Genomic DNA, 13,869 nt, shown 5'->3' with positions numbered 1-13,869 from the left:
CGGCGATCATGGACCTGGGGCTGCGCGGACGGACGGCGCTGGTGAGCGGGGCCGACTCGGGGATCGGGTGGGAGACCGCGCGTCAGCTGCTGGCCGAGGGCGCCACCGTGGTGATCACCGACCGCGAGCAGCACCGGCTCGACGAGGCCGCCGCACGCCTGGGAGAGGACGGCCTGGAAGACGGGCAGCTGCACGCGTTCGCCGCCGACGTCACCGACCTGGCCCAGCTCGAGACGCTGCGCGACCGGGTGCACTCGGCGGTCGGCGACATCGACGTGCTGGTGCAGGCATCCGGGATCACCGGGGCACAAGGCACCTTCGACGAGATCGACGACGCCGGCTGGGTCGACACGATCACCGTCGACCTGCTCGGTCCGGTGCGGCTGACCCGCGCCTTCCTGCCCGCGCTCCGCCGCGGCGGCTGGGGCCGGATCGTCTATCTCTGCAGCGAGGACGCGGTCCAGCCCTACGACGACGAGCTGCCCTACTGCGCGGCCAAGGCCGGGGTGCTGGCGATGGCCAAGGGGTTGTCGCGGAGCTACGCCCGGGAGGGCCTGCTGGTGAACTGCGTCTCGCCGGCGTTCATCCACACCCCGATGACCGACGCGATGATGAGCAAGCGGGCTGAGGAGCGCGGCACCGACGTCGACGAGGCGATCGAGAGCTTCCTCGACGAGGAGCGGCCCTATCTCGAGCTCCGCCGTCGGGGCGAACCGGTCGAGGTCGCCAGTGTCATCGTCTTCCTCTGCTCGGAGCGGGCCAGCTTCGTCAACGGCGCCAACTACCGGGTGGACGCCGGATCGGTCGCGACGATCTGATCGCGGGGACCCGATCGCGCCGTTCGCCCCGGACGGCGTCCCGCGTCAGCCGACCTCGCCGATGATCTCGCGGAGCCGGCCGTGGGTGCGGGCCAGCAACCGGGAGACCTGCATCTGGCTGGTGCGGATCTCGGTCGCGATCGCGTCCTGCGAGAGCTCGTCGACGTAGCGGAGCTTCAGCAGTCGGCGCTCGGGCTCGTCGAGCCGGGCGATCGCCTTGCCGATCAGCACCCGGGTGTCGATGCCGTCCTCGCCGGTCTCGACCCGGGACTCGGCGCCGGCCACCGCCGGGGTGTCGAGCGAGCCGCCGCGGTAGCCGGCGGCCGCCTGCCGGGCCTCCTTGACCACCTGCGCGTCGACCCCGACCGCCGCGGCGAGCGCCCCGTCGTCGGGCTCGGAACCCAGCTCCTGCGCGGACTGCGCCCACTGCCGGCGGACGCCGATCAGCACCTCCTGGAGCTGGCGCGGCGGCCGGACCAGCCAGCCGTGGTCACGGAAGTGGCGCTTGAGCTTGCCCTGGATCGTCGGCACCGCGAAGGCGACGAAGCCCCCGTGACCAGGCTGGTAGCGGCGGCTGGCCTCGACCAGTCCGTCGCGCGCCACCTGTTCGAGGTCGTCGAACTCCTCGCCGCGTCCGCTGTAGCGCATCGCCAGTCGCCTGGCGAGCGGGAGATAGAGCACCACGACCTCGTTGAGCAGCTGCTCACGTCGTCCGGGCTCGGCGCAGCAGGCCTGCGCGAGCAGGTCCTCCGCCTGGGTTGCCGTCCGCTGGTCCAACGCCGCGGAGTCGGGTTTCGCCGTGACCGTCACGAGCCGCCCTCGGTCGGTATCCGGAAGCAGCGCGTTCCTCGGCTACGAATCCCAGCCAACCACGTCGTCCCAAACCGCTGTCGGCGGGTCCGCGCCGCCGGGCGACGGCGGACGCCCAGTAGGGTCGGCGCCAGCAGCGGTGACCGGCGACGAGCCACGCCGCGACTCACGAGAGGTCCGATCCTGAACTCAGTGCTCGCGGTGATCGCGGCGTTCGCCTCGGCGGCCAGCTTCGCCACCGGCTCCGCGCTCCAGCACCGGGCGGTCGGCCAGTCCACCACCCGCGGGAGCACCCGGCGCACCGTCCAGCGGCTGGTCCGGCGTCCGAGCTGGACGCTCGGGTTGCTGCTCAGCCTGCTGGCCTTCGCGTTGCACGCCGTCGCCCTCAGCCAGGGCGCGCTGGTGCTGGTGCAGCCGATCATCGTCAGCGGCATCGTCTTCGCGGTGATCATCCGCGCCGGGCTCGAACGGAGCTTCCCGCCGGTCCGGACGATCATCTGGCTGGTGCTGACCTGGGGCGGGCTGGCCCTGTTCCTCGCCGTCCGGCCCGACGACCGTGAGCGCGACGTCCACGCCACCCTGGCGCTGGTGCTCACCCTGGTGGTGGCCAGCGGGGTGCTGGGACTGCGGGTGGTCGCGGCCCGGACCCGCGGTCGCGGTCGCCACGCCGACCGCACCCGCGGGCTGCTCCTCGGCGGCTCGGCCGGACTGCTGTTCGGGCTGGTCGCCGGGCTGCTCAAGCTGTGCCTGCGCAACCTCGGCACGGAGGGCCTGTCCGGGGTGTTCACGCACTGGCCGCTGTACGCCCTGGTGGTCGTCGGGGTCTGGGCGGTGATCTTGAACCAGCGGGCCTACTCGGCCACCAAGCTGTCGATCAGCGCACCGACCCTCAACGTCGCGCAGGTGCTGATCGCCCTGCTGTTCGGCGTCGTGGTGCTGGCCGAACCGATCGGCACCTCCACCGGCCAGGTGATCACCCAGCTACTCGGCCTGTTGATCATGATCGCGGGGATCGTCCGGCTCGCCTCCCTCGACTGACCAACGGTGCCCTGAGCCTGTCGAAGGGCGTTCGCCTCGATCCGTGACCTCAGTGGGCGACGTCGATGCGGTCCACGGCGACCCGGTTCCCGGTGGAGGCTGCGGTGGTCCTCGCCCGCGCCACCACGGTCAGCGTGTGCGGGCCGCGCGGCAGCACCGGGCTGGTCCAGGAGGTGAGCCCGTTGGTGCGGGCGGCCGCGTACTGGTCGACGGTCGCGACGGTGGTGCCGTCGATCTGCACCTCGGCGCTGCCGCCGTCCGGCTGGACCGAGAACCAGTAGCGGACCCCGGTCCCGGTGAACGGCACCGTGACCCGCGACCCGGGCGTGGTGCTCGCGTGCTGTCCGCCGCCGTAGGACCCGGTGCTCGAACCGGTCACCCACGACCCCGTGTAGGCCAGCCGCTCGGAGCCCGAGCCGGTGTCGTCGTCGTCCAGGCTGCGCACCGCACCGACCTCGGTCGGCAGCCCGAGCACGGACAGGTTGCCGCCCCGGTCCAGCACGAACACCCGGGAGTTGATCGCCACGGCCGTGGCGCAGCGGACCGGGTTGTAGTCACGCAGCTTGGCTCCGCTCGTCGCGTCGAAGCCGAGGAACTTGGCGTTCGGTCCGCACGAACCGCTCCACACCACCCCGGCCGCGACCACCGGGTCGGTCGGGACGGACTGACCCGAGAGCGGCGGCGAGGCGTACCAGCGCGGCAGGCCCGTGGTCAGGTTCAGGCCGTACCAGGCGGCGCTCTCGTAGTCCTCGAACTCGCCGCCGTTCACCGCCACGAACACCGATCCGTCCGCCACCGCGGGGCGGCTGGCGTCCCCCTGCTGGAGTCCGCTCGAGAACGTCCAGCGGACCGCGCCGGTGGAGGCGTCGAAGGCCACCACACCGACCGGCTTCACCCCGTAGCCCGGTCCGCTGGAGACGTGGCTCCCGGCGAGCACGTATCCCTCGGCCACGACCGGGTCGCCCAGGCTCTCGGCCGGCGACTGGGTCACCCAGAGCAGGTTGCCGGCCGACGCGGACAGCGCCGCCAGCTTGCCGGTGCCGGTGGCGGCATAGACCCGGCCCCCGCTCACCGCCAGCCCGCTGTCGCTCGCCAGCGTCGTGGACCAGAGCGTCGTCCCGGTGGCCAGGTCGAGCGCGACCACGGCGTAGCCGAACGACGTGGCGCCGGCGTCGTAGCGGGTGACCGGGACGAAGACCCGCGCGCCGTCGACGACCGGCTGCCCGAGGCCGCCGTACTGCTGGGCGCCCCGGAGGTCGCGTTGCCACCGCCGGGCGCCGGTGCCGAGGTCGCGGGCCGTCAGGACCGCGCCCGACGTCACCACCAGCGTGGATCCGCCGATCGCCGGGGCATAGGCCGAGCCGTCGACCGACCAGACCCGAGCGCCGTCCGAGGTCCGCCGCGCCTGCACCGACCCGGAACCGGCCACGACCAGCAGTCCGCTGCCGACGACCGGCTCCGACGGGTAGTCCTGACCCGTGGCGACCGACCACTTCACCGCCGAGCTCGCCGCCGAGCTCTGGTCCAGCAGCACCTGCGCCGGGTTGGCCCCGACATGGGCAGGCCCACCGCCCGGCTGCAGCCAGTCGGTCCGGACGCTCACCGCGACGGTGGCGGTGCGCCGGCTGGTCGCCTCGGTGGCGGCCAGCGGCTGCGGACCGGCGATCACCGTCGACGGCACGGTGACCGCGGTGCTGAAGGTGCCCGCGCTACCGGCGGTGACCGACCCGGCCGGGACGATCCCGAAGGCCAGCGCGACGCTCCGTCCGGGCGTGAACCCGCTGCCGGTGACGGTGACCGTGCTCCCGGTGGCCACGCTCGCCGGGGCGGTGACGGTGGGCGGGGTGGTCGCCGCCTGGGCGGTGACCGGCCGGAGACCAGCCAGCGCGAGAACCAGCGCGAGCCCGGCCACGACCGACCGTCGGTGACGCACGACGAGCCTTCCGCGGCGGGAGGACGGGGCGGACGACGACGGCTGACCGGGCACGGGGGCTCCTCGGTTCACTGCTGCGCGGAGCGCAGGGGGTGCGCTCAGCCTAGGCTCAGCCACACCCCCGCGGGGCCGTTCCGGGGAACTCGACCACCGGTCGCCACCCCGTCGCTCAGCCCCGGCCGGCCAGCCGTTCGAGGATGAGCCGTTCCTGCCCGACGAACCGGTCGAGCAGCGGACGTTCCCCCGCCTCCTCGGCCCAGCGGAGGATGTCGGCTGCGGTCTCCCGCGCGCTGCGGAAGACCAGCCCGGCCGCGGCCGCCTTCGCGGAGTCGATCGCCACCTGCGGGATCTGGTCCTCGGGGTACCAGAGCGGACGCTCCTCCTCGTCGACCGAGGCCAGCTGGGCCCGCAACGCGTCCTCGTCCCGTGCGGTGACCAGCTCGACGTCGTCGGGGCCACCACCCGCCGCTTCGAGGCACGCCAGCAGCACCTGGCGGAGCGGATCGGGCCGGCACGGCCCGACGGTGTTGTAGGTGCCGCCGCGGCCGTCCACCAGCATCCGCCAGCACCAGGCCGCGATGTCGCGGGCGTCGGAGTACTGGACCGGACGCTCGGGGTCACCCGGCAGCACCACCCGGCGCGGCGTCTCCCCGGCCAGCGCCGAGGCGAACCGCACCGGCCAGTAGGACATCCGGGTCGACCGCGGTCCCACCATGATCCCCACCCGCGGGAACAGCGCGACGCCGTCGAACTCCTCGGTGACCGCCGCCTCGCCGGCCAGCTTGGCCAACGACCGCAGCTGCAGCCGGTCGGTGTCCGGCTCGACACCCCGGGCGCGCACCGGTCCGGTCTCGTCGGGCACCGCGGGCCCCATCGGCGCGTAGACGCTCATCCCGGACACGTAGCCGTAGGCACCGACCGACCCGGAGAGCAGCCGGGCGGTGGCCCGGATCGCCGGTGCCCCGTCGGCCCGGTCGTTGTAGGTGTCGAAGACGGCGTCCCACTCGCGGCCCCGGAGGGCCGACAGGTCACCCTCGCGGTCCCCGGTGACCACCTCGACGCCCTCGACCGGAGCGCGCCCCGAGCGGCTGAACACGCTGACCTCGTGGCCGGCGGCCAGCGCCTCGGTGACCGCGTGGTACCCGAGGAACCCGCCACCACCGAGTACCAGCACCCGCGCGCTCACGCCCGGACCTCCCGTCCGGCCGCAGCGGCGCCGACGGCCACCGAGTGCCGGGGTGGCTCGCGGTAGAGCGGATAGAGCGGGCCGACGATCTCGGCCGCCCGGGCCGGGGAGAACCAGACCGGTCCCCCCAGCCGTTCCTCGGCCTCGGCGGTCAGCGCCACCCGGGCGCGGTGGTCGCCGGTCGGGGTGTCCTGCACCCGGACCAGGTCGAGGTCACCCTCGAGCGAGACCCGCGCGTTGTCCTCGCCGATCCGGCCGTAGGAGAGGGTCTCCACCTCGGCGCCGGTGATCATCGTCTTGGCGTACCAGACCCCGTCGACCTCGCCGGTGACGGCGTAGGCCTCGCGGCCCTCCAGCCGCGCCACCCAGTCGGCCACCGACGCCGGCGCGGGAGCCGGGTCGCCGGCCACCTCGGCGAAGCTGACCGTCCGGCTCAGGTCGGGAGCGGTCAGGGCTCGCAGCCGCTCGGCCGGCAGTTCCGCCCAGGCCCGCATCGCCTCGACCGCCCGTGGCTCGCCCCGGGACGGCGGCAGCGCCTCCCAGTAGGCCGCCGGCGCGACCGCACGCACCGCCGACAGGTTCGACCCGAAGCAGAACGCCTTGCGGGCCCGCGAGTTGGCGTACTCGAGCACCGCCTTGGTCAGCGCCCGTTCCGGCGACGGGTCCGCGGCCTCGCCGCCCGCGGTCAGCCGGATCGGGTCGGCGAGCTCGTCGTCGAGACCCATCGCGTAGCAGGAGAAGGACCCGAACGCGGTTCCCGCGTACTTCACCACCACGGTGATGCCGAGCCCGGCGAACCGGTCGACGAGCTCGCGCACCGGGGCCGGCAGGGTGTCGGTGGCGATCACGGGCGAGCGGGCGTCGAGGGCGCGGAACCGGAGCCCGTTGGTGTGCCGCTGGATGATCTCGCCGATGCCGTGCGCGATCGCCCGGTCGCGGTCGAGCCCGGCCCCGAGACCGTTGGTGATCGGCGTGATCAGGGAACGGCCCCGGTCGGCGGCGAGCTCGTCGGGTTCACTGGCCACGAAGGCCAGCGGCACCCGGACCGGGGCGTCGTCGCGGAGCCGGGTGGCGACCACCCAGGACACCGGCTGGTCGTCGTCGTAGTCGGCACCCGCGGGCAGGCAGAGCAGCCGCGGGTCGACCACGGCGCCGGCCCCGTACCGGCCGACCAGCTCGCGCCGCGACCCGGTCTCGGGTTCGAGCCCGCGCACGGTCTGCGCGCCGAGCACGCCCTCGGTCAGCTCTCCCAGCCCGCTGACCCGAGCCGCCTGGTCGGTGGCGCCGTACCCGTTGCCGTGGTGAGCGAATCGGCCGTCCACCGCCAGCGAGCAGCTGGTCACCGGCACCCCGGTGCGGTCCAGCGACGACAGGTCGAAGTCGATCACCGTCCCGAACCGGGCGAGCGTCTCGCGGTAGGCCTCGTCGGCGTGGGTCACGCGCATCCCTTCGTCGGGCTGGTGTGGAATGGTCGGCGTTGTCGATCATGCTCCCCGGCGCTCCGGCCGGGACCACCGGCCGCGGCCGGACGGCGATCATGGTTACCCGGGGCCCGACTGATTGGATTCGTCCGTGACCTCTGCCAGCCGACCCGACCCGCTGCCCGGGGACGGTGACGCGCTCACCGCGTTCATCCTGGCGCAGAGCGCCGAGGGCGTCGCGGTGCCCGTGCTGCTGTTCGGTCCCGACCCCGCGGACGCGGAGGACGCCGGCGGCCACGAGGAGTCGGACGGCGGTGCGGCCGCCCTGGCCGACCGGCTGGGCTACGACCTCGCGACGGTGTCCCTGCACACCTCGGAGGCCTACGTGCTGCAGTGCGGACTGGGCCAGGCGCTGCTCGATCGCCACCTCGCCGCGCCGGACGCCGAGGTCGTGCGGTGAGCACCTGGACGGCCGCCGACAGCCGCCGGCTGACCCGGCACGGGATCCTGGCGGTCAACTTCCACGAGCTCCGCCCGGAGAACCGGGACGAGGCCGAGGCACGCCTGCGTGCCCTGGCCCGGGTCGGTCCGTCGTGGGACCCGGAGGCGCCGCACGACGGGCCGAGCGTGTTCGTCGGCTTCTACGACGGCTACCGGGAGACGGCCATGTGGGGCGCGGAGCTGTGCAACCGGATCGGGCTGACCGCCCGGTTCTTCCCGATCTTCGTCGGGGACGAGCCGGGCCAGGCCGGGCTGTCCGACGACGACCTCGCCGCCCTCGCCGAGCGACACGAGATCGGCTACCACACGGCCAGCCACCTCTACATCACCGAGGTCGACGAGGCGAACGTCGAAGCCGAGGTCACCGGTCCGGTGCGCCGGATCGAGGCGGCCACCGGCCGGCTCCCCCGGCTCGGCGCCTGGTGCGGGGGCACCCGGTTCGACCCGACCTGGGTCGGGAACCGGGTGCTGCGCTCGCTGGGTGTCGGACACCTGATCTCCAACTGGTCGATCGAGCCGGTCCCCGCCGCCTGAGCCCGCGGACCGGGGCCGGGTGTCCCGTCCCTGCATCCGCGACGGGGTCCGCGGAGGGAAGGACTCCGGACGACAACGATCGCGCCGCCGAGCCCGTGCGGCCACCACGCCGGACCCGAGGATCTGCGCTCATGCCCGGTCACCGTCCCACCGTCTTCGCCCTGCACGGGCTCGGCCTGTCCCACCGCCTCTTCGACCCCGTGGCCGACCGGCTGGCCGACCTGTGCCCCGTCGGCGACCCCGACGGGCTCGACCTGATCGCCCTGGACCTGCCGGGCTTCGGCGACCGGGCCGGCGATCGGGTGGACGGTCTCGAGACGACGGTGGACGCGGTGGTGCGGGCGATCGCGGCCGCGCAGCCCTCCTGCTGGCTGCTGCTCGGGCACAGCATGGGGGCCAAGATCGTCACCCTGGTCGCGGCCCGGACCCTGCAGGGCGCGACGCCGCTGTTCGGGCTGCGCGGTGTGGTGCTGCTCGCCGGGTCACCGCCGTCACCGGAGCCGATGGACGAGGACCGCCGCGCCACGATGATCGACTGGGTCGCCCGCGGGCCGATGGACGACGACGCGGCGAACGCGTTCGTCGACGCCAACGTCGGTGGCCCGCTCCGGCCCGAGGTCCGCCGGATGATCATCGACGACCTGCGCCGCTGCTCACCGACCGCCTGGCGCGACTGGCTCGAGCGCGGCAGCCGCACCGACGTCAGCGGTGAGGTCGGCGCGCTCCCGGTGCCGGCGTTGATCGTGGCCGGCGGTTCCGACGGTGACCTCGGACCGGACGCCCAGCGCGACCTCAACGGACCGGTCTACCCGCGGCACCGGGTGCGGGTGCTCGACGGCGCCGGGCACCTGCTGCCGGTCGAGCGCCCGGCCGAGGTGGCCGAGGCGGTGCTCGACTTCTGGCGCAGCACCGCCGGTCGCGGGCCCCGGGTGTCGGACGACGTGGCCGCCGTGATCGGCTCCGACCGCACCAGCCCCCGCACCCGCGCCGCCCTGGCCGAGCGCGCCCTGCCCGACGTCCCGGACGCGGAGCCGCAGGTGCTGGACCGCCGCCAGCTCGCCACCCTCGGCGCGCTCGCCGAGGTGGTCGTCCCGCAGACCGGGCCGACGATCGATCTGGCCCGGCGGGTCGACCGGGCGCTGGCCGACGGCGGCGGGGACGGCTGGCGGCACGACGGGCTGCCCGGCGACGTCGAGGCCTACCGGGCCGCCCTGGACGCGCTCGAGGGCCTGACCGACCTCGACGCCGCCCAGCGCGAGGCGATCCTCGCGGCGGTGGCCGACGGTGACTACGCCCCGGTCGGGTCCCGGCTGACCGCCGCGCAGCTGCGGCTGTGGTTCGACGACCTCCGGGTCGACCTGGTCCGCCCGTACGTGACGCACCCGGCGACGATGGCCCGGATCGGCTACGACGGGTGGGCGGGCGGCGCCGACGCGCCCCGGCAGCAGGGCTTCCGGCTGATCGGTGCGGACGAGCGCGAGCCGTGGGAGCCGGGCGCCGGTGCCGCGGAGGTGACCCCGTGAACCTCGAGTCGATGCCGCGCTACGACCCGAACGAGCCGGCCGACGTCGTGGTCGTCGGCACCGGGGCGGGCGGCGGTCCGCTGCTGGCCCGGCTGGCCGACGCCGGGCTCCGGGTGGTCGCGCTCGAGGCGGGGATGAACCACGACCCCCGCGACCACACCCCGGACGAGGACACCGCCGCGGCGGGCATCAACTGGATGGAGGAGCGGATCAGCGCGGGCGACGACCCGACCGCGTTCGGCCCGAACAACAGCGGCCGCGGGGTCGGCGGGTCGTTGCTGCACTGGGGTGCGTTCACCCCCAGACCCGACCCGCGCGACCTGCGGCTGCGGAGCCTGGCCGGCGTCGGGGTCGACTGGCCGATCGGCCACGCCGAGCTGACCGGCTATCTCGAACAGGTCGAGACCGACGTCGGGGTCTCCGGTCCGGCCGACTACCCGTGGGACCCGGACCGCCGCTACGCGATGCCACCGCCGCGCCGGAACGCACCGGCCGAGCTGATGATCGCCGCCTGCACCGAGCTGGGCATCCGGGCCACCGACGCCCCGGCGGCGGTCCTCACCCGCGACCGCGACGACCCGCAGGCCGGGCTGCGGCTGGCCTGCGTCAACTGCGGCAGCTGCCACCAGGGCTGCCGCACGGGCGCCAAGGGCGGCACCGACGTCAGCTACCTGCCCCGCGCGGTGGCCGCCGGGGCGGAGATCCGCGCCGGGGCCACCGTCCACACCGTCGAGACCGACGCGACCGGTCAGGTCACCGGCGTGGTCTACCGCCAGGACGGCCGCGACGTCCGCCAGCGCTGCGACCGGCTCGTGCTCGCCGCCGGGGCGGTGGAGACGCCACGTCTGCTGTTGCACACCGGGCTTGCGCTGGGCAGCGGGCAGGTCGGCGCGAACTTCATGGCGCACGGCGCCACCCAGGTCTGGGGCCGGTTCGACCGGGAGATCCGCAGCTACCGCGGGTATCCGTCGGCCGCGATCACCGAGGACTTCGTCCGCCCCGCCGACGCCGACTTCGCCGGTGGCTACCTGATCCAAAGCCTCGGGGTGCAGCCGCTGACCTTCGCCACCACGCTGGCCCGCGGGGCCGGGCTGTGGGGCCGGGCGCTGGTCGAGGCGCTCGACGCCTACCCGCACATGGCCGGGGTGGGGATCAACGCCGAGTGCCTGCCGCGTGCGGAGAACCGGCTCACGCTCGCCGACGAGACCGACGCGCTCGGGGTGCCGAAGGCCCGGGTCAGCTTCAGCGCCGGACCGAACGAACAGGCCATCGACGCCCACGCCACCCGGACCATGATCGCGATCCTCGAGGCGGCGGGCGCCCGGACCACCACCGTGGTGGCCCGGACCGCGCACACCATCGGCACCTGCCGGATGGGAACCGACCCGGCCGCCGCCGTGGTCGACCCCGACGGCCGCAGCTTCGAGGTGCCCAACCTCTGGATCTGCGACAACTCGGTGTTCCCGAGCTCGGTGGTGGCGAACCCGGCGCTCACGATCATGGCGCTGTCGCTGCGGACCGCCGACCGGATGCTCGCCGCGGCCTGACGCCGGCGACCGGTGCACCTGCCCGGATCGCGACCCGGGACCACCCGGATCGCCTGCTGTGCTTGAGTACCGCCATGGCCACGCCCGAGGTCCGCACCGGCACCGTCGACTTCGACGGGCACCAGACCTGGTACCGCGTCACCGGTGACCTGGACGCCTCCGCAGCGACGGGGAAGCCGCCGGTCGTCGTGCTCCACGGCGGACCCGGCGCCGCGCACAACTACTGCCTGGCCATGACCGGGCTCGCCGACGACGGCCGCGCGGTCGTCCACTACGACCAGCTCGGCTGCGGCAACAGCACCCACCTGCCCGACGCCGACCCCGGCTTCTGGACCGTCGACCTGTTCGTGCGCGAGTTCCGCAACCTGGTCGGGGCGCTCGGGATCGAGCGGTTCCACCTGCTCGGGCAGTCCTGGGGCGGGATGCTCGGCCCGGAGGTCGTCCTCGCCGACGACACCGGCGTCGCCTCGCTGAGCATCTGCGACAGCCCGGCCTCGATGGCGTTGTGGCTGGAGGCGGCGAACACCCTCCGCGAGCAGCTGCCGCCGGAGGTGCAGCGGACGCTGCTCGAGCACGAGGCGGCCGGCACCACCGACAGCCAGGAGTACGTGGCCGCGATGGACGTCTTCTACGGCCGGCACGTCTGCCGGGCCCGGCCGGTGCCGCCGGAGGTCACGGCGAGCTTCGCCCAGATCGACGACGACCCGACCGTCTACCACACCATGAACGGGCCCTCGGAGTTCCACGTCGTCGGCAGCCTCAAGGAGTGGAGCGTGGTCGACCGGCTCGACGGGATCCGGGTGCCCACCCTGGTGGTCGCGGGCGCCTACGACGAGGCGATGCCGATCGTCTGGCAGCCCTTCCTCGACCGGATCGCCGACGTCCGCAGCCACGTCTTCGCCGGGTCCAGCCACATGCCGCACGTCGAGGAGCCGGAGGAGTTCACCCGGGTCGTCGGCGGCTTCCTCCGCGAGCACGACCCGCACTGACGCCGGTCCGCCCGCCCTGCACGCTCGTCCCACCTCGTCCGGTTCCCGTCCGCAGGAGAACACCATGAGCACCGGCAGCGCCGACCCCACCTCCACCGCCCGCACCGACGCCTCCGCCGACCTCGCCGGCTTCGGCTACAAGCAGGAGCTCAACCGCACCCTGTCCACCCCCGACCTGATCATCTACGGGTTGGTGTTCATGGTGCCGATCGCACCGTGGGCGATCTTCGGCGTGGTCTTCAACGAGGCCAAGGGCATGGTCCCGCTGGTCTACCTGATCGGCCTGGTCGCGATGATCTTCACCGCGCTGTCCTACGCCCAGATGTCGCGCGCGTTCCCGATCGCCGGCTCGGTCTACTCCTACGTCGGCCGCGGGCTGCACCCGGTCGTCGGCTTCTTCGCCGGCTGGACGATCCTGCTCGACTACCTGCTGGTGCCGACCCTGCTCTACGTGTTCGCGGCGGAGTCGATGTCCGGGATCTTCCCGGCGGTGCCCAAGCCGGTGTGGATCATCGTCTTCCTGCTGGTCAACACCGCGGTCAACTACATCGGCATCTCCTTCACCGCGCTGGTCAACCGGCTGTTCCTGGCCGCCGAGCTGGTCTTCGTGGTGATCTTCGTGGTGATGGCGGTGAGCGCGATCGTCCGCGGGGTCAACGGCGCCCGGTTCACCACCACCCCGCTGTTCAACCCCGACCAGTTCACCCCGGGCCTGGCCGCGACGGCGCTGTCGATCGCGGTGCTGAGCTTCCTCGGCTTCGACGGCATCGCCACCCTGAGCGAGGAGGCCAAGGGCGGGCGCAAGGCCGCCGGGGTGGCCATGATCACCGGGCTGGTCCTGGTGGCCTTCTTCTTCGTCGCGCAGACCTGGCTCGCCGCGATGCTGGTGCCGAACACCACCCAGTTCGCCGACGCCGACGTCAACAACGCCTTCTTCGGGATCGTCGCGACGATCAGCAACCACGGCTGGCAGATCGCCTTCCTGGCCATGAACGCGCTCGCCGTCGGCATCGCCAACGCGGTGGCCGCCCAGAGCGCCACCTCGCGGCTGCTGTTCTCGATGAGCCGGGACGGCCGGCTGCCGCGTTTCCTGTCGCACGTCAACCCGCGCACCAAGAGCCCGGAGCGCGCGATCCTGGTGGTGGCCGGGCTGACCCTGGTGGCCGGGCTGTTCTTCGTCGGACAGATCGACCTGATCAGCACCCTGGTCAACTTCGGTGCGCTGACCAGCTTCCTGCTGCTGCACGTCTCGGTGGTCGGCTGGTACCTGGTCCGGCAGCGCAGCCGCAACGTCCTGCTGCACCTGATCTGCCCGGTGCTCGGCTTCGCGATCATCGGTTTCGTGCTCTGGAACGCCGAGCCCGCGGCCAAGATCGGCGGTGTCGTCTGGCTGGTGATCGGCGCGCTGGTGATGCTCTACTACCAGCGCAAGGGCACCGGCATCCTCAGCGAGCACGCCGCCGACCCGTTCACCGAACCCCAGCACTGACCCCGACGCACGCTGAGCCCGTCGAAGCGGCCGACGCACGCTGAGCCCGTCGAAGCGCCCGACGCACGCTGAGCCCGTCG

Annotated in this window: 12 protein-coding genes; 8 read left to right on the top strand and 4 right to left on the bottom strand. The window is 73.7% G+C overall.

The features are described 5' to 3' along the window. Positions 1–8: 8 nt before the first annotated feature. A complete protein-coding gene (locus FHX74_RS00795; RefSeq protein ID WP_182558198.1) occupies positions 9–818 on the top strand; it encodes an SDR family NAD(P)-dependent oxidoreductase in 810 nt (269 codons plus the stop codon). Between the two features lie 45 nt (positions 819–863). On the opposite strand, the gene FHX74_RS00790 is transcribed toward FHX74_RS00795, so the two are convergent. After that, positions 864–1,628 carry a sigma-70 family RNA polymerase sigma factor gene (locus FHX74_RS00790; RefSeq protein ID WP_182558197.1) on the bottom strand — a complete coding sequence of 255 codons (765 nt, stop codon included), beginning with the start codon at positions 1,626–1,628 and terminating at the stop codon, positions 864–866. Positions 1,629–1,820: 192 nt separating this feature from the next. Between FHX74_RS00790 and FHX74_RS00785 the strand changes: the two genes are divergently transcribed. After that, the gene (locus FHX74_RS00785) at positions 1,821–2,666 is read left to right on the top strand and encodes a DMT family transporter (protein WP_182558196.1); all 846 of its coding nucleotides are present in this window, start codon (positions 1,821–1,823) and stop codon (positions 2,664–2,666) included. A 49-nt stretch (positions 2,667–2,715) separates the two neighbouring features. On the opposite strand, the gene FHX74_RS00780 is transcribed toward FHX74_RS00785, so the two are convergent. The 3 genes from FHX74_RS00780 to FHX74_RS00770 all read right to left on the bottom strand — a co-directional run bounded on the left by FHX74_RS00780 (position 2,716) and on the right by FHX74_RS00770 (position 7,224). After that, positions 2,716–4,599, bottom strand: coding sequence for an outer membrane protein assembly factor BamB family protein (locus FHX74_RS00780; RefSeq protein WP_182558195.1), 1,884 nt, complete (start codon positions 4,597–4,599; stop codon positions 2,716–2,718). 169 nt (positions 4,600–4,768) lie between these two features. Further along, positions 4,769–5,785: an NAD-dependent epimerase/dehydratase family protein gene (locus FHX74_RS00775; protein WP_182558194.1), complete on the bottom strand. Its 1,017-nt coding sequence runs from the start codon at positions 5,783–5,785 to the stop codon at positions 4,769–4,771. After that, complete coding sequence (locus FHX74_RS00770) at positions 5,782–7,224, bottom strand: YcaO-like family protein (RefSeq protein ID WP_182558193.1); 1,443 nt, start codon at positions 7,222–7,224, stop codon at positions 5,782–5,784. Before FHX74_RS00770 ends, FHX74_RS00775 begins: the two co-directional genes overlap by 4 nt. 133 nt (positions 7,225–7,357) lie before the next feature. Here FHX74_RS00770 and FHX74_RS00765 point away from each other — a divergent pair, with 133 nt between their 5' ends. The 6 genes from FHX74_RS00765 to FHX74_RS00740 all read left to right on the top strand — a co-directional run bounded on the left by FHX74_RS00765 (position 7,358) and on the right by FHX74_RS00740 (position 13,789). After that, the gene (locus FHX74_RS00765; protein WP_182558192.1) at positions 7,358–7,666 is read left to right on the top strand and encodes a hypothetical protein; all 309 of its coding nucleotides are present in this window, start codon (positions 7,358–7,360) and stop codon (positions 7,664–7,666) included. Further along, positions 7,663–8,241 carry a polysaccharide deacetylase family protein gene (locus FHX74_RS19915; RefSeq protein ID WP_182558191.1) on the top strand — a complete coding sequence of 193 codons (579 nt, stop codon included), beginning with the start codon at positions 7,663–7,665 and terminating at the stop codon, positions 8,239–8,241. The genes FHX74_RS00765 and FHX74_RS19915 overlap by 4 nt, the downstream gene beginning before the upstream one ends. Before the next feature lie 131 nt (positions 8,242–8,372). Further along, positions 8,373–9,764, top strand: coding sequence for an alpha/beta hydrolase (locus FHX74_RS00755; protein ID WP_182558190.1), 1,392 nt, complete (start codon positions 8,373–8,375; stop codon positions 9,762–9,764). After that, positions 9,761–11,311: a GMC family oxidoreductase gene (locus FHX74_RS00750; protein WP_220483359.1), complete on the top strand. Its 1,551-nt coding sequence runs from the start codon at positions 9,761–9,763 to the stop codon at positions 11,309–11,311. The genes FHX74_RS00755 and FHX74_RS00750 overlap by 4 nt, the downstream gene beginning before the upstream one ends. A 74-nt stretch (positions 11,312–11,385) precedes the next feature. Beyond that, a complete protein-coding gene (locus FHX74_RS00745) occupies positions 11,386–12,300 on the top strand; it encodes a proline iminopeptidase-family hydrolase (RefSeq protein ID WP_182558189.1) in 915 nt (304 codons plus the stop codon). 64 nt (positions 12,301–12,364) lie between these two features. Further along, complete coding sequence (locus FHX74_RS00740) at positions 12,365–13,789, top strand: APC family permease (RefSeq protein ID WP_182558188.1); 1,425 nt, start codon at positions 12,365–12,367, stop codon at positions 13,787–13,789. Positions 13,790–13,869: the final 80 nt, after the last annotated feature.

Origin of the sequence: Microlunatus kandeliicorticis (genome assembly GCF_014137855.1) — a bacterium.
Classification (GTDB): domain Bacteria; phylum Actinomycetota; class Actinomycetes; order Propionibacteriales; family Propionibacteriaceae; genus Microlunatus; species Microlunatus kandeliicorticis.
This window is presented reverse-complemented; position numbering and strand designations above follow the sequence as displayed.

Bases quoted from the DNA above. Each gene is read 5' to 3' on its own strand.
- FHX74_RS00795 (WP_182558198.1), top strand. From the start codon at position 9: ATGGACCTGGGGCTGCGCGGACGGACGGCGCTGGTGAGCGGGGCCGAC.
- FHX74_RS00755 (WP_182558190.1), top strand. From the start codon at position 8,373: ATGCCCGGTCACCGTCCCACCGTCTTCGCCCTGCACGGGCTCGGCCTG.
- FHX74_RS00745 (WP_182558189.1), top strand. From the start codon at position 11,386: ATGGCCACGCCCGAGGTCCGCACCGGCACCGTCGACTTCGACGGGCAC.
- FHX74_RS00740 (WP_182558188.1), top strand. From the start codon at position 12,365: ATGAGCACCGGCAGCGCCGACCCCACCTCCACCGCCCGCACCGACGCC.